We start from the raw sequence: 26519 nt of genomic DNA, 5'->3' as shown, positions 1-26519 counted from the left end.
GTTTAAGTCAACTACAGCCGCAATTTTTAATTTGCATGATCTGTTATTTGATGAAAACTTGAATAGAAGCAGCCCAACCTATCGAAATAGCAGTACCGGAATTTGACTGCTTCTCAACAGCTGGATTGTAGTGCTGTCAATGGCCGTATGAAGAATTGAACGATGACTATAGGCACCTATCAGTAGTAAGCTAATGTCTTGCTCTCTAGCGTATTGAGAAATCGACTTTTCGGGTTCCTCGGGAAGGATGGTTATTACGGGCTTAATACCAGCTTGGTGCAGCAACGACACTGCCTCGGCTATGCACTCGGTTGTAGTGATGTCTGACTCAGCCCTGGCGGCCATTAGCAGGTGAATTTCGAGATGGTGGAGACCAGGTATGTTAGCCAAAAAAGTCAACATGCTTTTTCCAGTAGAACTGCCGTCATAAGCTACTAACAGGCGTTCTATAGGAACAAATTCCTGAGGTGTAACTAAACAGGGCTTAGTGCTACTGCGCACGATGCGATCGGCATTGGTGCCTAGATGCTCCAAGGTAGAGTTTGCTGATTCCCCTTGTTTACCGATCACAATCAGGTCAGCGTTGGCTTCTAAAGTTTCTAAGTGGTCAATCAAAAAACCGGTTTTATGGAGCAGCTGTATTGACTTAACCCCGTGATTGGCAATGGCCTGTTGGGCGTCGGCCAAAATTAGTTTGGCTTGTTGGTGATTGCGCTTAGCCTGCTCGTGTTCTACTTCGACTAGCTTTTTAAGTAAGCTCTCTGAGGTTCCTAGGCCAATGCTACCGCTGAGATCAGTGGTCTCTGCAATGACCTCGTCTCGACTGTCGCTGACGTAGAGTACGTCTATGCTGGCTCCTCCTTGCTTGGCAAACCAGGCCCCATAGCGGTAGCTGCTCTGGGCATATGTTGAGCCGTCTGTACACAGTAGGAGGCGCTTCATAACTGACTTTCGGGTTGCGACTTGGGTAGAGATCGATTGACTTGGCTATGGGGGGTTAGTTTTTCCACTAGGGTAGCGCTGGCCTCGTTGAGTCCTACCACTTCCACCTCTGCTCCGGCCCGGCGAAATTTGTTCACCACTTTATCTAGGGCGGCAACAGCCCCTTGATCCCAGAGGTGAGCGTGGGTTAGGTCAATGGTGATGCGATCGACAAATTCATTAAAGTCAAAGGCTTCTAAAAACTCATCGACAGACACAAAAAAAATCTGCCCCGATACGCTGTAGATTCGGTGGCTACTATCATCGTGTAGCACCTTGTCAACAAATACTAGCCTGGCAATTTTGCGCGAGAAAAATACTGTGCTCATTACAATGCCTGTGGCTACTCCTAAGGCAAAGTTGCGGGTGAAAATGGTCACTAGCATAGTGGTCAGCATTACCGCTGTTTCGCTGCGCGGAATGCGCGCCATGTCGCGAAACGAGGCCCACCGAAAGGTGCCAATTGAGACCATAATCATTACCGCTACTAGGGCGGCCATGGGCATCTGACGCACCCAGCCGCTGAGGGCAAGAATAGCAAACAGCAAAAACACTCCAGCGCACAGAGTAGATAAGCGTCCTCGTCCGCCCGACTGTACGTTGATCACTGATTGGCCGATCATGCCGCAGCCAGCCATGCCGCCGAAAAAGCTGGTGATGATATTGGCAATACCTTGGCCCTTGGCCTCCTGGTTTTTGTCGCTTGGGGTATCGGTTAGCTCATCTACCAGTGAGGCGGTGAGAAACGAGGCCAACAAGCCTACCACTGCCATGGTTAGGGAGTAAGGCAGCACAATACGCAGGGTTTCGAGCGTAAAAGGTACTTTGGGTAAGGCAAAAATGGGCAAGGTGGTGGGCAATTCGCCCATGTCGCCCACGGTGGGCACCTCGATGCCGAGGGCAATTACTGCGGTTGTCATGGCAAACAGGGCTACTAGGGGCGAGGGCACCGCTTTGGTTAACCGAGGTAAGCCATAGATAATGACTAGGGAAAGGGCTGCGATCGCATACACTGCCGGGGGGACATTGGTGAGCTGGGGCAGTTGGGCCAGAAAAATCAGCACTGCTAAGGCGTTGATGTAGCCCACCATCACTGCCCGAGGCACGTAGCGCATCTGGCGTCCCAGTTTTAGTACCCCAAAAATTACCTGGAGGATGCCGGTTAGGAGGGTAGCCACCAACAGGTACTCTAATCCCCAGTCTCGCATTAGATCAATCATCAGTAGGGCCATGGCCCCGGTAGCAGCTGAGATTGACCCCGGGCGTCCACCTAGAAACGCGGTAGTGACCGCAATCACAAACGAGGTATAAAGCCCCACCTTGGGGTCGACTCCGGCGATGATCGAAAACGCGATCGCCTCCGGTATCAGTGCCAGTCCTACCACTGCCCCAGCCATAATGTCTGCCTTGGGGTTGGATAGCCACTCTCGTCTCAAATTGCGAGGTTTTAGTCGTCGAAGCTTAAGCTTATAAATGTTCAATTTGCCTCCCCATAACCGACATAATTATCGAGCGCTTCAGGACGGATGCTTTCCCATAGCATCCCCAAACCGGACAACCTCTCTCGACTCTGGCTTGGGCGTTGGGTCTTGAGCCGTTGTGGCAACCCAGGGCTAATTGAACGACCCACAGTCAAAATATTGAGAAAAGACGGCCAGAAGACCTGATAGCGAAATGCTGACCTTGCTAGCAGATTTTGCACCTGTACTGCTTTCCCGTACCTATTGATGAATGAACCCCACACCTGCTTTTGCCTTTAAAGAGCTTGCCCTTTCTATAAAAATGCTCTGCAGCGGGTGGGCGGCCTGCCAACAATTTTGGAAAAAGGCTTGGAAAGCCTATGGCCAGCGGTGTGCAAATAATTAAGCCAATCCTTAATCCATGCCCATGTAAGGCCAAATCTGGGCCAATGTCTAGGCTCTAAACCAAACACACACATTTATAGGGAAAAGCAACATCTAAGCATTAAAAGATGCGACCTTGCCCTAGGCCGCTTAGGGCTCCGTTGAGTACAACTGCCTAGCTTCTAAAAATCTGCTTTATGCTGGAGTTTGAGGCCGCTAGCAGGCCACCAAAAACCTTTAAGAACACCTGTAGGCCACCAGATACAAAGGGTTTACAAGGCCGAATAAAGGGGCTATTGTTTTTATACCGATCGTCCAACATAAAATTTGCGGTGATGGGATAGGCTTTTGAAGCTGCTTATGAGGTAGGCCGCAGCGCCTGAGCGTGTATGCCCAAAATCGTTGACCATGACGAGTACCGCAGGGAGCTGTTGACCCAATGCTTTGACCTATTTGCTGAAAAGGGCTACGCTGCGCTGACCATGCGCCAAATTGCCCAGGGCCTGGGGGTGTCAACAGGCACGCTTTATCACTACTTTCCCAGTAAAGAAGGGCTGTTTGAGCAACTGGTGCGTGAAACTACGCTGCAAGATATTCAAAGCGCGATCGCCGTTGCGAGCCAAGAAAAGTGTGTATTGGGCCGTGTAGAGGCCGCCCTAGAGTATGTCGCTCAAAACGAAGACTTTTTAAGCAAGAAAATGCTGATTTGGATTGAGTTTTATCAGCATCAGCACCGAGAGAGCGGTGTTCCAACCGAGGTATTTCATGGGGTTTGGCAAGAGAGCGAGCAGCAGATAACTGCCCTGCTAGGGCTAGACGATCCAAAGTTGGTACGTTTCCTTAGCTGCGTAGTAGATGGCATTTTGCTGCACCGCATCTACGAACCCCAGAGTTGCTCGTTTCGTGACCATGCCCGGCTGCTGATTGACATGTTAAAGCTCTACCTCACCGACGGAGGTTCGCTACGTTCGCTCAATTGAGCAACACTGTTCTCAACTTCTCAACGGATTCGAGACGACGAGGCGTCGTTTGTTGGCTTAGGCGGTGACGACGCTATGACTTTAGGTCCTCTGAACTACCATTAAGCAATGGCATCCGATGTCTAACCAGCACTCAAAGTTTAGTTACCCTATGCTGCCAGTGAATACTCGTCGATCGCGACAGGTTTTAGGGGCCGCTCTCACTCTGTCACTAGCTGTAGCGGCCTGTAGTAAACCGGCACCAGACGCCATGGCCGGCCCTCAAGCGGTGCAGGTGCAGGTGCAGGAGCTTCAGCCCGGTACCTTTGAGGAAAGCTCTGATTTCGTTGGGGCTTTAGAGGCTGAGCAGCGCATTGAGCTCAAACCAGAGGTGGAAGGCCGCGTCACTCAGGTGCTAGCGGACTCTGGCAGTGCTGTTGCCAAGGGGCAGCCTGTGGTGCAGCTCAGCACCAACCAGGTGCAGTCTGAGGTGGCGGCAAACCAGGCGGCTGCCCAGGCGGCTGGGTTTGGGCGCAATGCTGCTCAGGCTCAAGTCGATGCGGCTCAGGCAGAGTTAGCCCGTGCCCAAGCCGATGTCGAGCTAGCCGCAGCTGACTTTGGCCGCACCGAACGCCTAGTGGGAGCGGGGGCGCTGAGCCGTCAAGAGTTGGACAATGCCCAAAACCAGCTAAACGTTGCCCAGGCTGCCCAGCGCCAGGCCTCAGAAAATGTGCGAGCTGCCCAGGCTCAGCTACAGCAGGCGCTCTCAACCTTTGAACAGGCCCAGGCCCAGGTGGATGTCAGCCAGGCAGATGTTGGCTTTAAGCAGGTGTTAGCTCCAGTGGCAGGCTTTTTGGGCGATGTGTCCCTTAAAGTCGGCGACTATGTGCAGGCGGGCGATACCCTGGCTACTATTACTCAAAACAGCGCCCTGCTTTTGCGTATTCAGGTGCCTACGACCCGGGCTAGCCAGTTGCGAACGGGCATTCCGGTGGAGCTGCTTAGCCCCGACACCGGTGAACCCCTAGCTACGGGAAGCGTCAGTTTTATCTCGCCTGAGGTGGATGGCGAGGGCCAATCGATTTTGGTCAAGGCTCGCTTTCCCAATGAGGCGGGCAACTTGCGCGATGGTCAGTTTGTGCGGGCGCGGCTGATCTGGAGCACCACTGCTACGCTGCTGGTGCCCACAGTGGCAGTTACCCGTATCGCCGGACAAAGCTTTGTGTTTGTGGCCACCGATCAGCCCCAAGAAGACGGCAAAACCCTGCGGGTAGCCACCCAGCGACCGGTACAGCTGGGGCCAATCCAGGGAGGAAACTACCAAGTGATTGAGGGTCTAGAAGCCGGAGACGAGGTAATTGTGACAAACATTCTACAGCTGCAGGACGGCAGGCCGATTGACCCTGAGGCCCAAGCTTCAGCCACGCCCTCGCCTGATTGACGAAACTATTTGCTGCTTGACGACTGTTTAGCGTCTGCATGGCGCAAATCGTAAAGCGATTCTCCAGGAATCACAACTTTCTAACCTCCCTTAAGCCCCCGGTATTTCACCCATGGCGCTGTTCTCCATTGCTGACAACTTTATTCGTCGCCCGGTGCTCACTACCGTGTGCACCCTGCTGATTGTGATGGCGGGGGCGATCGCCATCCCTTTGCTGCCCATTGAGCAACTGCCGGAGATTGCGCCTTTACAAATCTCGGTGGCGGCTAACTATAACGGGGCCGATGCCGAAACCGTAGAGAGCAATGTCACCACGGTGCTGGAGCGCGAAATCAACGGCGTGGAAGGTATGCAATACATTACTTCCAGCAGCACTAACACTGGCCAGAGCACTATCAACATAGTATTTGGCCCTGGGCAAGACAAAGATATTTCCCAGGTGAACGTACAAAACCGGGTGTCGCGAGCAACGCCCCTACTGCCGCCGGAAGTCAGCCAACTGGGGGTGACGGTGACGGCTCAGTCACCGAGTATTTTGCTGGTGTATCGCTTCTTTACTGATGATGATCGCTACGACTCACTGTTCCTGAGTAACTACGCCGACCTGTTCATTCTCGATGAGATGAAGCAGATTGACGGCGTCGGCAGCGCCGAAATATTTGGGTCGGGTCGCTACGCCATGCGACTCTGGCTCGACCCCACCGCCCTGGCCAGCCAGTCGCTTACCCCCGGCGATGTGGTGGCGGCCCTGCAAGAGCAAAACATTCAGGTGGGGGCTGGGTCGGTCGGGGCTTCCCCTACCAACGTTGACCAGGCCTATCAGTACACTGTGCGGCTGCCGGGTCGTTTGGAAGAAGCCGAAGAGTTTGAGAACCTGGTGGTCAAGGTAGGGGCTAATGGCAACCTGGTGCGTCTGCGCGATTTGGGACGGGCCGAAGTCGGGGCGCAAGACTACAGCTTTGACGCTAAGACCCAGGGCAAGGCGGCGGCAGGATTGCTCATTTACCAGCTGCCGGGCAGCAACGCCCTGCAGGTGGCCGAGGCGGTGCGCGATCGCATGGCTGAGCTACAGCAATCGTTTCCGCCGGGCTACCAGGCTGAGCTGGTGTTTGATACCACTGACTTTGTGCGTGTGTCGCTCAAGGAGGTGCTGATCACCCTAGTGACGTCGATCGCCCTGGTGCTGCTGATTTTGTTTATCTTTTTGCAGGACTGGCGCTCCACCATCATTCCGGCGATCGCCATTCCGGTGTCGCTGATTGGGCCGATGGCGTTTTTGCTGCTGTTTGGCTTTTCCATCAACACCCTGACCCTGTTTGGGGCGATTTTAGCCTCGGGGGTGGTGGTGGACGACGCAATCGTGATCGTGGAGGCGATCGCCGCCAAGATTGACCAGGGCATGCGCCCCCGCCTGGCCGCCCTCGACGCCATGCAGGAGCTGTCTGGGGCGCTGGTGGCCACCTCGTTAGTGCTGATGGTGGTGTTCATTCCGGTGGCCTTTTTCCCCGGCAGCACCGGCAAAATTTACCAACAGTTTTCCTTCACCATGGCCTTTGCGGTTCTGGTGTCCACCTTCAACGCCCTCACCTTTTCCCCCGCCATGTCGGCGCTGCTGCTCCGCCCCAACCCTCCGGGGGGCCGGGGTGGGCCGCTGGGGGGCCTCTTCAACCGCTTTAACGACCTGTTGCGCTGGGTGACCGAGCGCTACCGCCGGGCGGTGCAAGTGCTAGTGCGGCTGCGCTACGGCGTGCTGGCCCTGTTTGCGGTGGGCACCATGCTGATGGTGGGCATGTTCCGCATCGTGCCGACGGGCTTTGTGCCAGAAGAAGATCAGGGGTACTTTTTGGGGATTGTGCAGGCCCCCGATGGCGTTTCGCTGGAATATACCAAATCGGTTATGGCCCAGGCGGATACCCTGATTTCTCAGTTTCCAGAGGTGACCAGTACCTTTATGCTGACTGGGTTTGGCTTTGATGGCCCCTCGCCCAACCGAGGGGTATTTTTTGCGACCCTGGCCCCTTGGGAAGAGCGGCGAGGCCGTGAGTCGTCGGTAGCGGGGCTGCTGCCCAAGGTCAATGGAGCTCTCTCAAGTATTCAAGAGGCACTGGTAATTGCCTTTAACGCTCCCCCGGTGCCTGGTTTTAGCCCTACCGGGGCTTTGGAAATGCAGCTGCAAGATCGCAGCGGTAATCAGATGAGCATCGACGAGTTTCTAGGTAACGCCTACGAAATCATGGGGGCGGCTAACGAGTCGCCTGCCTCAGCGGGAGTGTTCACGCAGTTCACAGCCAGTTCGCCCCAGGTGCAGGTGGAACTCAACCGCGATCGCCTCAAAGCTCTAGATGTGGATGTTAGCGAGGCGCTCACCACCGTCAGCACCTACCTGGGCTCCCGCTACGTCAACGACTACACCTCTGGCGGGCGCAACTACCGAGTCTACGTGCAGGCCGACGAAGGCTTTCGCAATGAGCCCAGCGACATCAATGCCATTTACGTGCGATCGCGCCAGGGCACCATGGTATCCCTAGGAGAAGTCGTCACTCTCAAGGAAATCGTCGGGCCGTCTACCATCAATCACTTCAACCTGCTGCGGGCCATTAAGCTGGAGGGCCTGCCCGCACCGGGGGCGAGCTCGGGCCAGCTGATTGCAGACATGACTGAAGCCCATGCCCAAGCCGCTTTACCGGTGGTAGGGCAGGCTTGGCAGGGCACAGCTCGGGAAGAGTTGGCCTCCGGCGGTCTCTCAATCCTGATCTTTGGGCTTGGGGTACTGGTGGTGTTTCTGGTGCTAGCGGCCCAGTACGAAAACTACGTCGATCCCATCATCATTTTGCTGACGGTGCCCCTAGCGGTGCTGGGGGCGCTGACGTTCCTGTTCTTCCGAGGCCTGGAGCTTAACGTCTACGCCCAGGTGGGGATGGTCATGCTGATCGGCCTCGCCAGTAAAAATGCCATTCTGATTGTAGAATTTGCCAACCAGGCCAGAAGTCAGGGTTTGGGGCTGGTGCCTGCTGCAATAGCCGCCGCCGAGCAGCGATTTCGCCCGATTATCATGACAGCAATTTCATCGCTGGTGGGGACCTTTCCGCTGCTGATTGCCACTGGGGCGGGCAGTGCCAGCCGCTGGTCGGTGGGCTACACCGTGTTTGGGGGGCTGCTGGTGGCGACAGTGCTTAGCCTGCTGGTGGTGCCGGTGCTCTATGTGATACTCAAGGGCTTAGAAGATCGACTGTTTCACAGTGGACCTGGGGCACCGCCCGCTGGGACTGTCTCAACCAGTTTCAGCAACGATGGCTCTCGTTCTCTAGACGAAGCTGAAGCCATGGCACCGATGCGATTTGCGGAGCAACCCCCCCGGGAATCGCAGGGGGAAAACCCCGCCTAGGGCTGCGATCGCAACCATTGCGACTAGGTAATACTAGAATTTGTAGCGTTGACCAACTTCGTTTGGCATCGGATGACCAAGGCGCATAACCAACCGTCTCAGGGCATGGCTCTGGTTCTCAATACTTAAGGAGTCGATATGGATGAAGAAGGGTCGCAAGCTGAACTAGCTGCTCGCATAGAGGCGTTAGAGGCCAGGGTAGAAGGCTTTATTCAGCAAGGGATAACGGAGCGCATCGCTCGCATGGAAGATGCGCTAACCCTTGTAACCGATGTTGAACGCTATCAACCACTTCAGCGGCTGCTTAAAACTGGCAAGCTGAGAGAGGCTGACGAAGAAACCGTGCGGGTAATTTTGCAGGAGGCCGGCACCCCCGATCGCGAAGACCTAACTCCCGATGCCGTGCGCCTGTTTTCGTGCAGCGTGCTGCGGGTAGTAGATCGCCTGTGGACTACCTACACGGGCGGCCGCTTCGGCTTTAGTGTGCAGCTTCAGATTTACCAATCCGTAGGCGGCACCCTTGAATCAGCGTTGATTCAAGACACCGCCATCCTCAACCGCTTGGGCGAACAGGTGGGCTGGCGGCAAGATGACCAGTGGAAGACAATTGACCAGGCCCGCCATGATCTAGATGATCCCGTAGGCTGCTATCCCATCGTCTGGTGGAATTCTCCCTATGGAGCCAAAATGGTCAACTACTTTCTCAGCCGTCTGTTTACCTGCCAGCTATAGCGGTTTACGAACAGGCTGGAAGCTTAGAAACGTGGGGTAGGCACGTTTATGTCATCTTTTAAGCGGTTACTCAAAGCAGCCGCTCAAAAAACATGGCCACTAAACTTTCAGCGGCCATGTTTCGTTGTTTTGGAGTGTGTTCCTTCATCAGAACAGAAGGTAGTAGGCCGTTTGCCTTAAAAGCAATGGCTTACTCTTCTCCGGCTTACTCTTCTCCAGTTTCGGGAGTAATGACTTCAGTCGCCTCAGTCTGCGCAGGCTGGGGCTGCTGACGGCGCAGGGCATCCTGCTGTAGGGTGCGGAAATTAAGTGCCTCGTCGCTAATACGGCCACGATGCTGACGGCTAAAGTCGGTAGAGCTGCGGTCATTCATCAGCACCGCCCGGTGAATTAGATCAAAAGGGCTGCTGCTTTCGCCAAAAATGCCGTCGTTGGCATCGCTGTCGCCAAAGCCTTCATTGGTATCGACGCGCGGAGTGCGGCTTGGGTCGGTAGCCGTAGATTGGGCCAAGGCTGCCGGAGCCAGAACTAACAGGCTAGCAGCTGCGATCACAGCTGCTACCGGTCTAGAGAGAAAATTTGGGTAAGCCATAGGAGCACTCCTTGACACCATAACAACTAAGACTTTGGGCACAGAAAAACTGTGCTGCCTACGCTTGCCATTGTAGCGGCTAACTCGCCAGCTGCCGACCCCTACCAGACCAGCTCTGTAACTGGTTGAGTTGAGCTGGTCGCTAGGCAATCCGGCGGCGCAGCAGGGGCTGAATTAGCCCTAACGACAGACCGCAGAAAACCACCAAAACCGCCAGACAAGCCCCTAGTGAAACTGCCGCAAAAGGCGTTTGCAGCACTGTGTCACCCAAGCCCCACGCCGGATGCAGGTAGACATAGCGAATGGGCTCAATGGCGTAGGTGAGTGGGTTTAAGCTAGCCACTACCTGTAGCCATTGAGGCATAAAATCTAGCGGTACCAGAGCCGTACTTGAAAATAGCAGGGGCAGGTTGGTTACAAAGATCACCCCAATCAGCTCAATGTGGCCGGGTAGCGCAAAGGTCAACCCTAGGCTAAGGGCCGTCACACCCAGCACCAGCGCCATGACAATAAATAGCACTAGCAGCAACCCCGGCAGGCTAGGCAACCCGGCACCGAGCACAGCGCTCAGGGCCAAAATTGCCGCCGTTTGTACCAGGCTCAGAGCGGCAATAAATAGCGCCGACGCTACCACAATGGAGTAGCGCGAGGCTAAGGGTGCTACCAAAAACCGATTCAAAAAGCCAAACTCGCGGTCAAACATCACCGGTAGCCCGGCGTTGAGCGCACCCCCAAAGGCGGTAAATACAATGATGCCTGCCCCCAAGAACTGGCCGTAGTTGCGACTTTCGCCAAACAACCCAGCCGGTACGTTCTGAAACAGCGCCCCAAACAGCACTAGCCAAATCAGCGGCTGAATTACGCCAGCCACCAGGGTAGTCGGGCGACGCTGAAGCTGAATGAACAGCCGCCGGGTCATGGCTAGGGTCTCCTGCACAAAGGCTCCAGAGACCAGCCCTTGGGATTTGATCAAGTCAGCCTTCCAGGCTTTAAGGTCTGAGTTCTCAAGGCTGGGGGCAGCCTCGCGAGTTGGAGATGGGGTGGGAATGGTGGTGCTCATGATGTTATCCTAGCGTCCCTTCATGGCCTGTTTCTTTTCTTTCTTAAGGTCGCGCTGGCCGACGGCAGCCAGCTCCGCATCCATCAAGGTGCGGCCTGTGGCGGCCAAATACACATCGTCAAGGCTAGGGCGCGATTGGGCAATGCCAAACACAGGCAGATCGGCGGCTTTGAGCGCCTGCTGTACCGTCAACAGCACATCGGGCTGACGGTCAACTACTAAGTTGAGAGAGTTGCCCTGGGCCGAGTTGACGATCACCTCGCGCACAAAGGGCAGCCCAGCCAACATAGTGCGGGCATTGGCGGCCTCAGTGTCGGAGGTAAATTCGCGAATGCGCAGGGTGATGCGATCGCCCCCAATCTTATCCTTTAGTTCACTGGGGGTGCCGGCCGAAATCACTCGGCCTCGGTCAATAATCGCCACCCGGTCAGCCAGGGCATCGACCTCTTCAAGGTAGTGGCTGGTGATTAAAATCGTGGTGCCTGCCGCTCGCAGCTGCCGTAAAAAACTCCACACCGCCGAGCGCGTCTCAATATCAAGGCCAACCGTGGGCTCATCAAGCACCAGCAGGTCGGGCTGATGCAGCAACCCTAGAGCTAAATCTAGGCGCTTTCTCAAGCCTCCAGAATAGTTGCCGGTCTTTTTGTCGGCCCAGTCACCTAGCTCTAGCAAGTCGATCATCTGGTCGATGCGAGGGCCAGACACACTCTTAGGCATGTGGTAGATATCGGCTTGAAGCCGCAATAGCTCCCGTCCGGTGAGTACCTTGTCAAGGGCAACCTCCTGGGCGATGTAGCCAAGATATTGGCGCACTAGCCGAGGCTGCTCGACTACCGAAACCCCCATGACTTCAAGCGTGCCGCTGTCTGGGGTGGTCAGGGTGCAGAGGCAGCGAATGGTGGTAGTTTTGCCCGCCCCATTGGGCCCTAGCAGGCCAAAAATTTCGCCAGGCTCAATGGTGAGCGACACATCGCGCACTGCTTCCACCGCCCCGTAGGACTTCTTCAAGTTTTGAATTGTTACCGCCGCGGCCATCTGTAGAGCTAACCCCAAACGTATTGGTTCCTACTCTTGTCATTCTACAGAACTCCACCGAACGGCGTGAGGTCGATGGTCAAAGACCGGCTCAAAGGGCTATCGCATTGAGGGGCCATCTGATCGTTGCTAGAGCGGTGTCGCCCATGCCTGTTAAGCAAATCGTAGATTTCCGCTGTTTTGAGGAAAGGCGGTTTACTCTCAGTAAAAATCGTTCTTTTCACCCCCATTCCTGAGTTTTCCAAAACCCGAGAATTTTCAAGCACCTGCTTTAACCGATCGCCCCATGGCTGCTTTTTACGATGCGTTTGTCTCCTACGCACGGGCTGATAGCAAAGCCTTTGCCATCGCCCTCAAAGAGCAGCTCAGGGTGCGGGGCCTGAGCCAAATCTGGCTCGATTTAGACGACATTCCTTCGGCAACCGACTGGCAGGGGCGCATTGACGACGCCATCGAGCGATCGCACCAGTTTGTCTACATCATTTCGCCCTCGGCGATGGCCTCGCCCTACTGCAAAGTTGAGCTAGAGCGGGCGATCGCTTACGGCAAGCGCATCATTCCGCTGCTGCACGTGGGCGGGGGCGACAGTGCCGCCTGGGCCGCCCATGACCCTACTGGCTGCGCTACCATTCGCCTGCTGAATTGGATCTGGTGCCGCGACGGGGTCGATGACCCGGCCCAGTACCTCGATAAGCTCAGCCGCGCCCTGCACCTATGCGACGAAAAGACGGGCGCTGAGCAGCCCGATGTAAAAGCCTACGTGCACCAGCACACTGCCCTGCTTACCCAGGCTCTGGGGTGGGATCGCCGCCATCGCGAAACTCGGTTTTTGCTGGTGGGCCGCGATCGCCAACTGGCAGAAACCTGGTTGCACGCCCGCACCCTGGCGGGGGCACCGCTGCCCTGCACCCCCACTGATCTGCACTGCGAATTTATTACCGAGAGCATTAAAAACGCCAGCAACCTGATGACCCAGGTGTTTTTGTGCCACAGCGACCAAGACCAGGGAGTGGCGGAGCAGATTCGGCGATCGCTGCTGCGCCAGGGCATCACGGTGTGGAACTACCGCACCGATATTCAAACCAGCCAAGATTACAACAGCGTTATTGCCCAGGGCGTTGAGGAAGCCGACAACGTAATCTTTTTGCTGTCGCCGCCCTCGGCCCAGTCGCCCTACTGCCAGCAGGAACTGGCCCAGGCCTTGGCGCTTAACAAGCGGGTGATTCCGGTGCTGGCGGCAACGGTGGAGCCGGAGCTGGTGCCGGAGGGGTTGAGAACCCTTCAGCACGTTGACCTGACGGACAACCTCCAGACCAGCGATTATGCGGCGGATGAAAGCCAGTTGCTGAGGCAGCTCAACACCGATGTCGCTTACCACACCGAGCACAAAACCTGGCTGGTGCAGGCGCTGAAGTGGCAGCGGCAGCAGCAAAACCCCACCCTGCTGCTGCGGGGCTACAACCTGCGCCGGGCCGAAACTTGGCTAAAGGTGGCCCGCACCCACCGCCACCCGCCCACCGAGCTGCACGAGCAGTTTATTGCTGAGAGCCTGCGCCAGCCGCCCAACCCCTCGCTGGATGTGTTTATCTCTTACTCGCGGGTGGATTCTGACTTTGCCCGCAGGCTGAATGATGCGCTGCAAACCCAGGGCAAACGCACCTGGTTTGACCAGGAGAGCATCGCCACCGGCACCGATTTTCAGCAGGAGATTTACCGGGGAATTGAAAGCTCAGATGTGTTTGTGTTTGTGCTGTCGCCGGAGTCGATTAACTCGCCCTTTTGTGCCGATGAGGTGGAGTATGCCCAGGGGCTAAATAAGCGCATGGTGCCGGTGCTGCATCGGGCAATCGATGTGGCTGACCTGCACCCGGTGCTGGCCAAGCTGCAATGGCTAGATTTTCGCGAGCATGATGGCGACTTTCAGGCAAATTTTGCTGGGTTGCTGAGGACGCTGGATACGGATCGGGAGCATTTGGAGACTCATACGCGGTTGTTGGTGCGATCGGGCGAGTGGGATCGGCGGGGGCGCGATGAAAGCCTGCTGCTGCGGGGAAAGGATCTGGAAACGGCGGAGCACTGGTTAGCCACCAACGCCAAGGTAGAACCCCAGCCTACGGGTTTGCAGCAAGAATACATTCGTGCGGCTAGAGCCAGGCAAGAGGCTGAAGAGGCGGCTGAGAAAAAGCTGCGCCGAGGTGCCCTGACTGGGGCGATCGCGGCGTTTGCAGGAATTTTAGTCGCAGCGATATCGGGAGGAGGCGCTTGGTATTTGCAAAGTAAGGCATCTCAAGAGACTTCTCAAGCACGGTGGAATTTAGCTAGCGCCACTCAGCAGGAGCTGAGCGCAAACCGAAAAACATATCTGGCAGAAATCTCGACTGGGAATGCAAAGAAACAAGCTGATCAGGCCCAACGAGATAAGGAACAAGCTGAAGCCAAAGCTGAGGATGCCGAAACTCGTGCCAGAGAGGCTGATAGAAAGGTCGAAAATGCAGCAGAGAGAGCTAGAGAGGCCGATAGAAAGGCCCAAGAGGTAGAAGCGAAGGTCAGAGAGGCCGAAGCCAAAGCCCAATATGCAGAAGCGAGAACCAGAGAGGCCGATACCAAAACCGCTGAGGCCGAAAAAAAACAGCACCTGGCCCAAATCGGCACTCGCCTAGAGCAAGCCGGCACCTTCGCTCTAGGCCGCTTTGAGTTTAACCAAATTGAAGCATTACTTAGAGCCATTAAGGCCGGGCGCGAGCTACAAGCAGCTTTAACGAAGCTGGCATCCCCGTCAAGGCTGTCGCTGAGTACCCCGCCGCTAGCCCTATTTTTGTCTTACAGCAGCTACAAGCTAGATCTCCTAACAGTCCGTTAGCCCATAAGGCTGGGGTCAACAGCGCCAGTTTTAGTGTCGATGACACCCAGGTAGTGACGGCCTCCGACGATGGCACGGCGCGGGTGTGGGACCTGCAAAGCGGACAATCCACTCCCTTAGAGGGGCACACCGATTCGGTCAGAAGCGCCAGTTTTAGCGCCGATGGCACCCAGGTGGTAACAACCTCCTACGATGGCACGGCGCGGGTGTGGGACCTGCAAAGCGGACAATCCACTCCCCTAGAGGGGCACACCGCTGCGGTTAGAAGCGCCAGTTTTAGCGCCGATGGCACCCAGGTGGTGACGGCCTCCGACGATGGCACGGCGCGGGTGTGGGACCTGCAAAGCGGACAATCCACTCCCCTAGAGGGGCACACCGCTGCGGTCAGAAGCGCCAGTTTTAGCGCCGATGGCACCCAGGTGGTGACGGCCTCCGACGATGGCACGGCGTGGGTGTGGGACCTGCAAAGCGAACAATCCACTCCCCTAGAGGGGCACACCGATTTTGTCAACAGCGCCAGTTTTAGCGCCGATGGCACCCAGGTGGTGACGGCCTCCGACGATGGCACGGCGCGGGTGTGGGACCTGCAAAGCGGACAATCCACTCCCCTAGAGGGGCACACCGATTCGGTCAGAAGCGCCAGTTTTAGTGTCGATGGCACCCAGGTGGTAACAACCTCCTACGATGGCACGGCGCGGGTGTGGGACCTGCAAAGCGGACAATCCACTCCCCTTGAGGGGCACACCGATTTGGTCTACAGCGCCAGTTTTAGTGTCGATGGCACCCAGGTGGTGACGGCCTCCGCCGATGGCACGGCGCGGGTGTGGGACCTGCAAAGCGGACAATCCATTCCCCTAGAGGGGCACACCGATTTTGTCAACAGCGCCAGTTTTAGCGCCGATGGCACCCAGGTAGTGACGGCCTCCTACGATGGCACGACGCGGGTGTGGGACCTGCAAAGCGGACAATCCGCTCCCCTAGAGGGGCACACCTATTGGGTCAGAAACGCCAGTTTTAGTGTCGATGGCACCCAGGTAGTGACGGCCTCCGCCGATGGCACGGCGCGGGTGTGGGACCTGCAAAGCGGACAATCCACTCCCCTAGAGGGGCACACCGCTGCGGTTAGAAGCGCCAGTTTTAGCGCCGATGACACCCAGGTAGTGACGGCCTCCGCCGATGGCACGGCGCGGGTGTGGGACCTGCAAAGCGGACAATCCACTCCCCTTGAGGGGCACACCTATTGGGTCAGAAACGCCAGTTTTAGTGTCGATGGCACCCAGGTAGTGACGGCCTCCGACGATGGCACGGCGCGGGTGTGGGACCTGCAAAGCGGACAATCCACTCCCTTAGAGGGGCACACCGATTCGGTCAACAGCGCCAGTTTTAGCGCCGATGGCACCCAGGTGGTGACGGCCTCCGACGATGGCACGGCGTGGGTGTGGGACCTGCAAAGCGGACAATCCACTCCCCTAGAGGGGCACACCGCTGCGGTCAGAAGCGCCAGTTTTAGTGTCGATGGCACCCAGGTGGTGACGGCCTCCGACGATGGCACGGCGCGGGTGTGGGACCTGCAAAGCGGACAATCCACTCCCTTAGAGGGGCACACCGATTGGGTCAACAGCGCCAGTTTTAGCGCCGATGGCACCCAGGTGGTGACGGCCTCCTACGATGGCACGGCGCGGGTGTGGGACCTGCAAAGCGGACAATCCACTCCCCTAGAGGGGCACATCGCTGCGGTCAGAAGCGCCAGTTTTAGCGCCGATGGCACCCAAGTGGTAACAACCTCCTACGATGGCACGGCGCGGGTGTGGGATTTACAAGGGCGGCAACTAGCCATTTATGACGGTTCACCCGCCGTTAGCCCCGATGGGCAGCGCTTGGCTACGGTAGTCGATGGTCGAGTGCAGGTACATGAACTCCAAACCCTGCCAGAGCTACTGGCCTGGGGCTGCCAGTGGCTGCACAACTACCTAGAGTACGGCCAAGCCACCGACGCCGATCGCGCCCTCTGCAACCTCCCACCCCGCGCCCCAGACCCCGCGGCCCTCTTCGAGTCATCCCTCGGGCGGGTTGTGGGGCTAATGCCAGTTAATTGGCCAGAGTAAGAACGGGTAGGCCAAAAACTTTGCCGAAAATTGCCTCAATGGGCAGAAGGCAGGGTATCTGCATCAAGAGGAAGCTCTGGGTAGGGCGGCAATAGCTCTGGTTTGCTCTCAGGCAAAGCTTCGTGATCTGTCTTTTCCTTAAGCAGCCCCTCTGCTGATTTGGCGTCTACCACCTTGGCATGTGGCGCAGAATGTTGTTTCTTGCCTTCAGACTCGTAGAGGTCAGACAGCCGATCTTGCATATCCTGCAACCAGCTGTTGTGCTCACTGCGAATGGTCTCTTCGGTATTGACTACGAGCTTTTCAAAGTTGTTAAAGCTTGCTTGCTTGTCCGCAGAGAGCGAGTACCACCAGGTGCGAATATCGTAGAGCGCATCGGCAGATTGGTTATAGCCCATGAGAGTAACCTCTACCCGGCGATACTCCAGGTAGTTGACCAAAGATGCGGCTATGGTCGCCGTTACCGCGACCCAGCTTTGAAACCCGATCGCGGCCAGCAGCGTGCCAAAGCCACCAAAAATATAAACACTGGTTTGCAAAAGCTGGTGCTGGCGATCGTAGCTGCGAGCCTTGCGTCGATACCAGTCAAACTGCTCCTCTAAGCGGTACTTGATATAGCCCTCGGGGTCTAAATCAGAAGTGCGATCGGGCTCTTTAGGCAAACTCTCGGCTTCTTCTTTAACAGCGAAAAAAAACTCCCAACCGTAATTGGCCAGCCGCTGCCCCAAAGACCATAGACGGCTAATAGCCAAAAACACAACGCCCAAGCGCAGCCGAGCCGATCTTTGGTTCTCGTAAGGAAACAGAGCCCGCTGGTGCACAACGCTGCCCTTCAACCTTTGGCTAATCTGCTGAATTTTTTCAGCTAGTTCTGTATTGCGATCGGTTTGATACCGCTTGACCTGAGTGCGGTAATAAAAAATTTCCATCTTGAGAGCTTCGGCATTGCCTCGCAAAATTACCCAGCTATTGCCTCGACTAAACTTGATAGCAAAAGCTCGCAGCGCCGTGATCGAAATAGGCAGAATAATCAGCAGCAGATTGAGCATCCCTAACCCAACATGCTGCTGGTCGAAGAGTAAGCTCAAAGGCAGCTGTTTGTTCAGTTCTGCTGAGTTTTCAGACGTGGGTGTTTGGCGAAGAACGATTGGATGGACCACCGCCAAAACCACAACCAAAAGCGCCAAAAGTGTAATCAGGCGCTCGACGGCAAGAAACCGCTCCTGAGCCTTAGAAGCATTTTGGCTGTAGACCCGATACCTTTCCCAAGCGCTGTTGAGCAGGCTCGGGGAAGCAGCATTGCTCTCGGGGACAGGCACAGAATCGGTGGGCTCTGAAGGCAAAGAGGTCACGGCGAGAAACCTCAGGCGAGGGTGGAGCTGAAGTACTGCTGGAGGCGATCGCGCATCTGCTCAACCGGCAAAGATAAATCTATAATCTCTAACTTGCCGTCGGGCTGGTAATGCTGAATCAGTTCGAGAATCGCCGGATCGGTCTCGGGTGGCAGTGCGGCGGTCGCAGCGGCAATGGAATCAGCTAGACGCCCACTACCTGACAGCACAATCGCCGGTCTGCCCGTAGCCAAATTTTCTTTTAGGTCAATTAAAGCTATCTGGCCACCGTTGACTAAAATAGTCAGCGCCGGACGGTCAGCAGAAATTTCAGAAGCCAACTCAGCTAACCAGGGCGACTCGCTGCCCCAATCATCTCCAGGGATAAGAAAAAAATTGGTGTGGTGAGGCTCTAGGTCATGACGGGAATCGTCGTGGTGGCGATCGCCCGGCAACCGAGCCTTACCTTTGGGCACCACTCCAATCAGGGGAAAATTGCCGCCAATGGTGTGGCGTGCCTGACCCATCATGCGAATTACCCCAGTATCGGTGCCGCCATCAAGCACCGTCAGGCCCAAGGATTGAGCTAACGGTGCAAACACCTGATCAAAGACCGTTTGCAATCGCTCCATGCTCTCATGAGACATTAAGCTAGCCCCGCCGATGATCACTAGAGTAGGTTGAGCCATGGGCAACCCCATGTAGCCTAAGGCCTCCAGACTCGTAGTGTGATTCGATAGCGACAACACCTGAGCACTATTGCCATTGTGGAAGTGGACATCGCTAATCTTGGGAACAAAGGGGCGTAGCATACGGCGGCAACACCATTTAAGACAATATCTCAAGGGAAACGTATGCTATGCGCTTCACCGAAGATCAACCTACCACCCATTGCCCAACGGCTATCCCAACGCTATGTAGGGCACCGCAATCGGCAAATTCATAACAGGCATTATAGTCACTTCGGCCTGTTGAAACACACTTGTACCCAGAAAGATAGGCTACGCCCTTAGTCCCTTTTATTGATGCAGCTCATTCTATGGGCTCAGAAAGGTCTTAGAAGGGCAGCATGCCTACTAGGTGCTCTAGAGGCTGCGATAGGCTCGCCACTGCTGCCCGCGTCACCGGCCAGCTATCGACCACCATGGCCGCCGACAGCAGCATCATGTAGAGAATCGAGAACTTGAACAGTCCCTTAGCTAGGTCGCGATCGCTCGGTGCTTGCAGCAATGCCCAGGCCCGTTGAATAAACATACCTCCCAGCATCAGGGCGATCGCCGCATACACTGCGCCAGTTGCTCCCAAGGGAAACGTCATCATCAGCGTCAGGGGCACCAACACCAGGGTGTAGTACCAGATCTGCTGCGCTGTGGCCTCGTCGCCAGCGATCACCGGCATCATGGGCACGTTGACCTTGGCGTATTCATCTTGAATTAGCATGGCCAGTCCCCAAAAGTGAGGTGGCGTCCAGATGAACACAATCGCAAAGAACAGCCATGCGGCCAGGGGTAGATCGCCCGTCACCGCCGCCCAGCCCACCAGGGGCGGAATCGCTCCGGCGGCACCGCCGATCACGATGTTTTGAGGCGAAGACCGCTTCAGCCATAGGGTGTAGACCCCTACGTAGATAACAATGCCCAGCATGGCTAACCCAGCGCTGAGCAGGTTGGCCACCCAGACTTGGAGTCCAAAAGACAGCGCCGCCAGCACCCCAGCAAACACCAGCGCGTCGCGCACCTGAATGCGCCCGGAGGGAATGGGACGGTGGCGAGTGCGCTCCATGTCGAAATCAATGTCGCGATCGTAGACGCAGTTGATAGTCTGGGCCGAAGCCGCTGCCAGGGTGCCGCTCAGCAGAGTTACCATCAGCAGCACCGGGTCGATCTCGCCCTGGCTCGCCACCCACATGGCCGCCGCTGTCTCAATCAGCAGCAGGGGAATAATGCGGGGTTTGGTAAGCTGCACATAGCTCTGCACAACGGCCTTAAAGGTCTCGTGGTGCCGAGTGGGGGCATTCCATGTGGTGGTCTGATTCATGCAAAAAGTCCTAAGTTGACAGCTAAATACGCCTAGAGGAGTGGATAAAAACTCTCGTACTCGTAATAGAAAGCGCTGTTATGCCTCGACAGCAGAAGGCGTAGAGGCTAGCAGTGTATCGTCAGTGCCGAAGCGAGGCTCACTAGGGATGGGGTCGAGGCGATCGCGCCAGGCCAGCACTGTAAAGCACACCAGAGTGCCGACTAGCGCTGCTCCCAGGGTGTGGTGGGCTACGGTCAAAGGCTCGATCTGAAGCCGGAGCCGAAAGGTGGCAATCCCCATGACGAGCTGAAGCACCAGCAGCATGCTAACCAAGCTGCCCAACCGCCGCAGGGGATAGGTAAGCGCTGGGGTCCGCCACACCGTCCAGGTGAGCGCCAGCACCATAGCAGTGGTGGGCAAAATGCCCAGCAGATGGCTATTCATCACCTGGCACAGTTCCTTGAGCCCCAGGCACTGGTGAGCGGCCCAGCGTGACCCTACTAATCCCCCCAGTAAACATTGGGTATACACCACGGCTAACGTTGCTAGGCTCAGCCAGGGCAGGCGGCCCACCGTGCCAGTGCTGCGGTAGGGCAGCAGACAGCAGGCAATGACGAGCATGGCGCTAAAGAACAGCAGCGCTGTACCCAGGTGGGCGGTGACAATGTCGAAGCGTAGCAGCTGGGTTACCGTCAGGCCTCCAAGCGCTCCCTGCACGCCAATGAGCGCTAGTGCGCCTACCGTCGCCCAGGGCAGCCAGCCGGGCACCTGCCGCCGATACCATAGGCTGAGAGCAACCAGCCACAGGGTGCTGAGACCAATTAGGGCGGCATCAAGCCGGTGGAACCACTCTAAAAACACCTGGAGGTTCATCTGCTGCTGGGGCACCAGTTGGCCGTAGCATAGGGGCCAGTCGGGGCAGGCCAAACCTGCATTCATCACCCGGGTAGCGCTGCCTACGGCCATCAGGGCGAGGGTGGCCACGGCAATCTTCCAGACCAGTCGACGAATGCGATCGACCGGGGTGGGGGCAGCGTTAGCATTGGGCCACAGCGCTTCACGGGCTGTAGCCGGAGATAAAAGTGAGGGAAAATTTGCGGCCATGCCATCTCCAGCGGTGAGCAATGCGATCTGGGGGCGGTCTTCGGACGGCGGTTTGGGGTGTTGCTCCCAAGCTGCTCCGGTCGAAGACCCGTAGGAGTAAACACTCAGGTGGAGGATTACAGAACTAAATACATACCTTAGTCCTCATACCTGGGTCGTTGCTTACCACTTTAGAGAGGTCAACCCTTGATTTGGCAAAGCTTTAGGGTTTTCTTTGGGATTTAACTATCGCTATAGGTGGCTATATACAAACCGGTGGTGTGCCATAGCAGGACACATAACGTAACTTATCGTTACGTTTGACGATGGAGCCCTAGGGCGATGCTGGGCGAAAGGGGTGATGGAGTGGGGGCGATCGCTGCTCTGGATGCCCAACTCTAGCCGCCAAGTGACGCCCAGGTGACACAATGGGGTGGCCTTGCCGTTTGGCTGAATTAGCCCTAGTGAGTGAAACGTTTTCGACCTAGGTGGCCCAGCCAAATCGACGGCTCTATTTACCGATCGCAACGAATACTGCACCCATGAGCGCCCCCCTTACTCTCAACCTGCCCCAGGGATCTGTTCGCTTTACCTTTTCGGTCGAAGCCGCCCAGTCTCTCAAGGCCTCCTTAGACGAGCTGATGACCATGCTGAAAAGCGCCGCTGCCCAAGGTGGAGAGACCGGTCGCCGGACTCCCCAGTCACCGATGGAATATCGCCACAGCGGTGAGGTATTTCTGGAGGTGTTTTGCAATCCCAATATTTGGCCCAGCCCCTTTGCGGCCAAGGTGCTATTGACCCTGCGGGACGATCGCATTCGCGTCACTACCGAGGCCGAGCTGTCGCAGATTTACGACGACGTCATCACTTACCTGGGCTAAGGGGGCCACGTATCGCTTCCCTCTACCCCAGGTGGGATAGTAGCCTGAGATGCTACATCTGATGGGAGGGGCGCGATAGAATATGAGCGCCAAAGGCCACCAAAGCGGTACTGGTTGCGTTTGGCGTGGTCCGCTTTGACCTCCAAGCGCTTGATTTGAAGTTTTTAAGGCAGCAAGCTATGAACCCTGATGACCTGTCTCAAACCTTGCAGAAGGGAATTCGCGTTACTCTCGGGGCCACCGCATCGTTGATTGAAGCCATACAAGATCCTGAAACCTCGAACCAAAAATTTTCTGCCCTGGGCGGCGATGTCAACCGCCTTACCGAAGAGCTAGAGGTTAAAGGCGAGATCACCGAGCGCGAGGCCCGGCAGTTTGTGGATGGGTTGCTCAGCCAAGTGCCTAACCCCTTTGGTGGCTCTGGCCCGGCAGCCGGTGAGACCACGATTACCACCATGGCCAGCCCCGTAGTTGATACCGCTGTGCAGAGCGATCTAGAGGCACTGACCCTAGAGCTAGCGGCAATTCGCCGCGAAATTGAAGCGCTCAAGGGCTAGGGCAAGCATGGTTGGCACCGTCACATCATCCCCAGAGGGCAAAGCTGAAGCTCCGGCGATCGCAACTGAGGGCAACGTGGCGATCGCCGAGCGCGAGATCTACTTCATCAGCGGTCTCGGTGCCGACTGGCGGGTGTTCCAACGCTTACAGCTAGAGGGCTATCGCCCGGTTCACATTCTATGGCAGCGTCCCGATCGCCACGAGTCCATCGAGCAGTATGCCCAGCGATTGCTGACCCAGGTCACGGTAGAAAACCCTATTTTTGTGGGGCTTTCCTTTGGCGGGCTAATGGCGATTGAAATGGCAAAGCTTTGCCGCCCACAGCAGGTGATTGTGATTTCTAGCGCGACTACGGGGGCGCAGATTCCGGCTTACTATAAAGTGTTTCGCTGGCTGCCGGTGCAGCTGGTGGTGCCCTTTAAGCAACTGCTGTGGGTGGTACACGGGCTTTTAAACTGGCTGTTTGGCCTCAACAACCGCGATGACTGCTCCCTGTTTAAGCAGGTGTTGGTCGATACCGATCTCTGTTTTCTCAAGTGGGCTATCAACCAGGTGGTGGGCTGGCGCAATCAGGTAGTGCCTGAGCATTTAGTCCACATTCACGGCAGCAGCGATCGCATCTTTCCCTTTGGCTACCGCAGTGCCGATGTCGTCGTGCCCGGTGGCGGCCATCTCATGGTGCTCAACCGGGCCGAAGAACTGTCTCAACTACTAATGGCGACGCTGGCCACTAGCCCCGTGGAGAGCTAGGGCACTGTCGACCTGGGCGGGGCGGGGGGTACCTTACGCACCTGAAAGGGTAAATCAGGGAGCTTGAGCTGATCGATCGCCGCCGCAAACTCCTGCTCATCTACTCCTAAGGGCGTGTCAGCGGCGGTGAGTTCGCGGTACTGCGGATCGGGTAGTAGGCGCAGCCAGGCATGGGTGAGCTGGTGGGTCACGGAGTCAGCGGTGGCAGCCTCTAGCACCAGGGTCGGCAGCCAAAGTTGTCCTAGTCCCTGGTGCAGCAGTTCGCCGTTGATGGCGGCGGTGCGACGCTGAAACAGCGTCTTGCAGGCGGCAGGAGACTGGCGCAGACAACGGTGGCGAGCGCGCAGTGCTTTGACCCAGGCGGCATTACCCAGCCAAGGCAGCATCAGCGGCAGGGGTGACCAGGGGGCGACTAGCCAGCGATCGCGCTGCCAGCGGCCTCGTAAAGCGCGATCGTTCACGCCCTCGGGGGCCAGCACCGTTAGGCTCTGCACTTGGTCGGGGTAGGTGAGGGCATACTGGCCTGCCACCCAGGCTCCTAAAGAATGGCCCACTAGCCGAAACCGATGAATGCGCAGGGCGCTCAGCCAGCTGTGCAATGCTTCCACCTGAAAGGCTACTGAGTAAGCTTTTCCTTCTCGCCACGACTCGCCAAAACCCAGCAGATCGGGGGCTAGGCAATGGTATTGAGGAGCCAGGCACTGCATGGCCGGTAGCCACTGGGTGCTGTCCTGCCAAGACCCATGCAAGAAAATCACCGTTTCTGCCTGAGATTTACCGCCCTCATGCCAAAACACGTTGCCGCTGGGGAGCTTCATGCGGCCAGTGCGAATGGGAATCTCGGCGGGTAACGGCATAGGTCTCGGTGGGTAGATGGCACTAGGGTAACCGGAGGGCAGTGCCCAGTCCGTCAGACCCAACAAACTTACCCAAAAGCTTAGGCTAAAACCGTTTCTCCCTTAAAGAAATCTTGCAAATGCTGACGGTGGTCGTGGGAGAGGCGATCCCACGGCAGGTCGTCGGGGCTAAAGGCGGAGGCTTCTAAGATTTCTCGGGGATCAGCCGGATAGGGCTTGCCTGTTACCTGCACCGCCACCGTTACACACACTGAATGAAACCGGGGGTCGCGTCCCGGCTGGGAGTATACCCCCACCAGACGCTCCAGCCCCACGGTCTGGAGCCCGGCCTCTTCTTTGAGCTCGCGGGCGGCGGAGGTAATCACGTCTTCACCCCAGTCAACAATGCCGCCGGGCAGGCTCCACAGCCCGTTGTCACGGCGGCGCACCAGCACAATATTGCCATTGGCTAGCAGCGGAATGACGCAGGTGCCGAGAATGGGGCGGCGTAGCAGCAGCCCCAGCAGGGTGCGTAAAATATGGGCAAAGTAGGCCATGGGCTAAAGGGTGTCCAGATCGGCGAGCACCTCGTCGGCGTGGGTTTCGGCCTTGACCTTGAGGTAGGCTTTCTCCAGGTTGCCGTCGGGGCCGATGATAAAGGTGCTGCGGGTAATACCCATATATTCTTTACCCATGAACTTTTTCAGGCCATAAACGCCGTAGCGACTGGCCACTTCGCCGCCCTCATCCACCAGCAGCGGAAAGGGCAGGCTGAACTTGTTGATAAAATTGCTGTGGGACTTGGCGTCGTCGGTACTCACTCCCAGCACGATCGCATCTTTGCCCTGGTAGTCAGCGTAGCGATCGCGGAACCCACAGGCTTCTTTGGTGCAGCCGGGGGTGTTGTCGCGGGGGTAAAAGTACAGCACTACTCGCTGACCCTTGAGGTCGGCCAGGCTATAGGTCTTGCCGGTAGCATCGGGCAGGCTAAAGTCGGGAGCGGGGTTGCCAACGGAAAGGGTCATAGTCGGTATTGCGAGTGAAGGGATGATTGTGCCATCGCCCATTGTATAGCGGTGGTCGGCGGCTCAGGTGTTTGCGGCCAACTCAAAAGAACAACCTACGGGAACTACTCAGCTTGCCGATGGGTGTGAAACACGGATGCCTGGGCGGTCGGCATCAGCATGACGTCGCTGATGTTGACGTGGGCTGGGCGAGTGACGGCAAACACAATGACGTCGGCCACATCGTCGCCGGTCAGGGGAGTCATGCCCTGGTAAACGCCCTGGGCGCGATCGCGATCGCCGTCAAAGCGCACTAGGCTGAACTCGGTTTCGACCAAGCCTGGGTCGATGTTGGTAACCCGCACCGGAGTGCCCAATAGGTCGAGCTTCAGCCCCTCTGATAGGGATCTAACGGCTGCCTTGGTGGCGCAGTAGACGCTGCCGCCGGGGTAGGTCTGCCGTCCGGCGATCGAGCCCACATTCACTACGTGGCCGCGCCCCCGCGCCACCATGCCCGGCACCACGGCCCGCGTCACGTAGAGCAATCCTTTGACGTTGGTGTCGATCATGGCCTCCCAGTCGTCTAGGGGCGCTTCGTACTGCTTGTCGAGCCCCCGGCTGAGCCCAGCGTTGTTGATCAAAATGTCGATCGCCTGCCAGGGGTCAGGCAAGTTTGCGATCGCTTCACCGACGGCCCCCGACTGGCGCACATCTAGCACCACCGTCAAGACCTCAGTGGAGTGCTGCTGCTGAAGTTCTGCGGCCAGCGCCTCTAGGGGTGCCTGGCGACGGGCGGCCAAAATCAGCCGTGCTCCAGCGACGGCAAACTGGCGAGCGCAGGCAGCCCCAATGCCGCTGCTAGCGCCAGTAATCAGAACGGTTTGGTTTGCGATCGGTTCAGCCATAGCAGAGAAAAATAAATGCCGATTGTCAATATCGCTTAGCAACAGCCCCAGTCGTAAAGCGGGGGATTGTTGTCGAGGTAGGTTTCAAGGTTGTGCAGAATGCGCCATCGCGCCAGCGTAACGCATCCGGCTCAGGACTTGGAGCAATAGTTTCCTTG

Annotated in this window: 22 protein-coding genes; 9 read left to right on the top strand and 13 right to left on the bottom strand. The window is 56.8% G+C overall.

Annotation, left to right across the window (positions count from 1 at the left end; all coding sequences use genetic code 11):
* Nucleotides 1–78: 78 nt before the first annotated feature.
* Nucleotides 79–942, bottom strand: coding sequence for a universal stress protein (locus tag H6F59_RS22160; protein ID WP_190705789.1), 864 nt, complete (start codon nucleotides 940–942; stop codon nucleotides 79–81).
* Nucleotides 939–2378, bottom strand: a complete 1440-nt coding sequence (locus H6F59_RS22155; RefSeq protein WP_190705786.1) for a SulP family inorganic anion transporter — start codon at nucleotides 2376–2378, stop codon at nucleotides 939–941. Before H6F59_RS22155 ends, H6F59_RS22160 begins: the two co-directional genes overlap by 4 nt.
* A gap of 836 nt (nucleotides 2379–3214) precedes the next feature.
* On the opposite strand from H6F59_RS22155, the gene H6F59_RS22150 reads away from it, so the two are divergent.
* From H6F59_RS22150 to H6F59_RS22135, 4 genes are all read left to right on the top strand, one after another.
* The gene (locus H6F59_RS22150) at nucleotides 3215–3805 is read left to right on the top strand and encodes a TetR/AcrR family transcriptional regulator (RefSeq protein WP_190705782.1); all 591 of its coding nucleotides are present in this window, start codon (nucleotides 3215–3217) and stop codon (nucleotides 3803–3805) included.
* A gap of 151 nt (nucleotides 3806–3956) precedes the next feature.
* Nucleotides 3957–5225, top strand: a complete 1269-nt coding sequence (locus tag H6F59_RS22145) for an efflux RND transporter periplasmic adaptor subunit (RefSeq protein WP_190705779.1) — start codon at nucleotides 3957–3959, stop codon at nucleotides 5223–5225.
* A 112-nt stretch (nucleotides 5226–5337) separates the two neighbouring features.
* Nucleotides 5338–8610, top strand: coding sequence for an efflux RND transporter permease subunit (locus tag H6F59_RS22140; RefSeq protein WP_190705776.1), 3273 nt, complete (start codon nucleotides 5338–5340; stop codon nucleotides 8608–8610).
* A 138-nt stretch (nucleotides 8611–8748) separates the two neighbouring features.
* On the top strand, nucleotides 8749–9342 hold the full coding sequence (locus H6F59_RS22135; RefSeq protein WP_190519539.1) for a GUN4 domain-containing protein: 594 nt from the start codon (nucleotides 8749–8751) through the stop codon (nucleotides 9340–9342).
* Nucleotides 9343–9547: 205 nt separating this feature from the next.
* On the opposite strand, the gene H6F59_RS22130 is transcribed toward H6F59_RS22135, so the two are convergent.
* From H6F59_RS22130 to H6F59_RS22120, 3 genes are all read right to left on the bottom strand, one after another.
* Nucleotides 9548–9934 (bottom strand): hypothetical protein, encoded by a 387-nt coding sequence (locus tag H6F59_RS22130; protein ID WP_190705773.1) that lies wholly within the window; start codon nucleotides 9932–9934, stop codon nucleotides 9548–9550.
* A 142-nt stretch (nucleotides 9935–10076) separates the two neighbouring features.
* Nucleotides 10077–10994, bottom strand: coding sequence for an ABC transporter permease (locus H6F59_RS22125; RefSeq protein WP_190705770.1), 918 nt, complete (start codon nucleotides 10992–10994; stop codon nucleotides 10077–10079).
* A gap of 9 nt (nucleotides 10995–11003) precedes the next feature.
* Nucleotides 11004–12029 (bottom strand): ABC transporter ATP-binding protein, encoded by a 1026-nt coding sequence (locus H6F59_RS22120; RefSeq protein WP_190705767.1) that lies wholly within the window; start codon nucleotides 12027–12029, stop codon nucleotides 11004–11006.
* Nucleotides 12030–12315: 286 nt separating this feature from the next.
* Between H6F59_RS22120 and H6F59_RS22115 the strand changes: the two genes are divergently transcribed.
* Both H6F59_RS22115 and H6F59_RS22110 read left to right on the top strand, forming a co-directional pair.
* Nucleotides 12316–14889, top strand: coding sequence for a toll/interleukin-1 receptor domain-containing protein (locus H6F59_RS22115; RefSeq protein ID WP_190705764.1), 2574 nt, complete (start codon nucleotides 12316–12318; stop codon nucleotides 14887–14889).
* The gene (locus tag H6F59_RS22110; protein WP_313887289.1) at nucleotides 14799–16994 is read left to right on the top strand and encodes a WD40 repeat domain-containing protein; all 2196 of its coding nucleotides are present in this window, start codon (nucleotides 14799–14801) and stop codon (nucleotides 16992–16994) included. Before H6F59_RS22115 ends, H6F59_RS22110 begins: the two co-directional genes overlap by 91 nt.
* Before the next feature lie 35 nt (nucleotides 16995–17029).
* On the opposite strand, the gene H6F59_RS22105 is transcribed toward H6F59_RS22110, so the two are convergent.
* From H6F59_RS22105 to H6F59_RS22090, 4 genes are all read right to left on the bottom strand, one after another.
* A complete protein-coding gene (locus H6F59_RS22105) occupies nucleotides 17030–18346 on the bottom strand; it encodes a DUF4231 domain-containing protein (protein ID WP_190705757.1) in 1317 nt (438 codons plus the stop codon).
* An 11-nt stretch (nucleotides 18347–18357) separates the two neighbouring features.
* On the bottom strand, nucleotides 18358–19137 hold the full coding sequence (locus H6F59_RS22100) for a hypothetical protein (protein WP_190705754.1): 780 nt from the start codon (nucleotides 19135–19137) through the stop codon (nucleotides 18358–18360).
* A 244-nt stretch (nucleotides 19138–19381) separates the two neighbouring features.
* Nucleotides 19382–20362: a heme o synthase gene (locus tag H6F59_RS22095; RefSeq protein ID WP_190705751.1), complete on the bottom strand. Its 981-nt coding sequence runs from the start codon at nucleotides 20360–20362 to the stop codon at nucleotides 19382–19384.
* Between the two features lie 78 nt (nucleotides 20363–20440).
* A complete protein-coding gene (locus H6F59_RS22090) occupies nucleotides 20441–21448 on the bottom strand; it encodes a heme A synthase (protein WP_190705748.1) in 1008 nt (335 codons plus the stop codon).
* A 521-nt stretch (nucleotides 21449–21969) separates the two neighbouring features.
* Between H6F59_RS22090 and H6F59_RS22085 the strand changes: the two genes are divergently transcribed.
* From H6F59_RS22085 to H6F59_RS22075, 3 genes are all read left to right on the top strand, one after another.
* Nucleotides 21970–22308, top strand: a complete 339-nt coding sequence (locus tag H6F59_RS22085) for a hypothetical protein (protein WP_190705745.1) — start codon at nucleotides 21970–21972, stop codon at nucleotides 22306–22308.
* Between the two features lie 179 nt (nucleotides 22309–22487).
* Entirely contained in the window at nucleotides 22488–22865 is a 378-nt protein-coding gene (locus H6F59_RS22080) for a hypothetical protein (RefSeq protein WP_190705742.1), read from the top strand.
* A 7-nt stretch (nucleotides 22866–22872) separates the two neighbouring features.
* A complete protein-coding gene (locus H6F59_RS22075; protein ID WP_190705739.1) occupies nucleotides 22873–23616 on the top strand; it encodes an alpha/beta fold hydrolase in 744 nt (247 codons plus the stop codon).
* Here the strand turns inward: H6F59_RS22075 and H6F59_RS22070 are convergent.
* The 4 genes from H6F59_RS22070 to H6F59_RS22055 all read right to left on the bottom strand — a co-directional run bounded on the left by H6F59_RS22070 (nucleotide 23613) and on the right by H6F59_RS22055 (nucleotide 26361).
* Nucleotides 23613–24473, bottom strand: coding sequence for an alpha/beta fold hydrolase (locus H6F59_RS22070; RefSeq protein WP_190705736.1), 861 nt, complete (start codon nucleotides 24471–24473; stop codon nucleotides 23613–23615). The genes H6F59_RS22075 and H6F59_RS22070 overlap by 4 nt on opposite strands.
* A gap of 80 nt (nucleotides 24474–24553) precedes the next feature.
* Entirely contained in the window at nucleotides 24554–25009 is a 456-nt protein-coding gene (locus H6F59_RS22065; RefSeq protein ID WP_190705731.1) for an NUDIX domain-containing protein, read from the bottom strand.
* A 3-nt stretch (nucleotides 25010–25012) separates the two neighbouring features.
* Complete coding sequence (bcp, locus tag H6F59_RS22060; protein ID WP_190705728.1) at nucleotides 25013–25477, bottom strand: thioredoxin-dependent thiol peroxidase; 465 nt, start codon at nucleotides 25475–25477, stop codon at nucleotides 25013–25015.
* 104 nt (nucleotides 25478–25581) lie between these two features.
* Nucleotides 25582–26361: an SDR family oxidoreductase gene (locus H6F59_RS22055; protein ID WP_190705725.1), complete on the bottom strand. Its 780-nt coding sequence runs from the start codon at nucleotides 26359–26361 to the stop codon at nucleotides 25582–25584.
* Nucleotides 26362–26519: the final 158 nt, after the last annotated feature.

This window comes from Nodosilinea sp. FACHB-141, from assembly GCF_014696135.1.
Classification (GTDB): domain Bacteria; phylum Cyanobacteriota; class Cyanobacteriia; order Phormidesmidales; family Phormidesmidaceae; genus Nodosilinea.
Note: the sequence above shows the minus strand (reverse complement) of the source record. Positions and strands in the feature narration are given on the sequence as shown.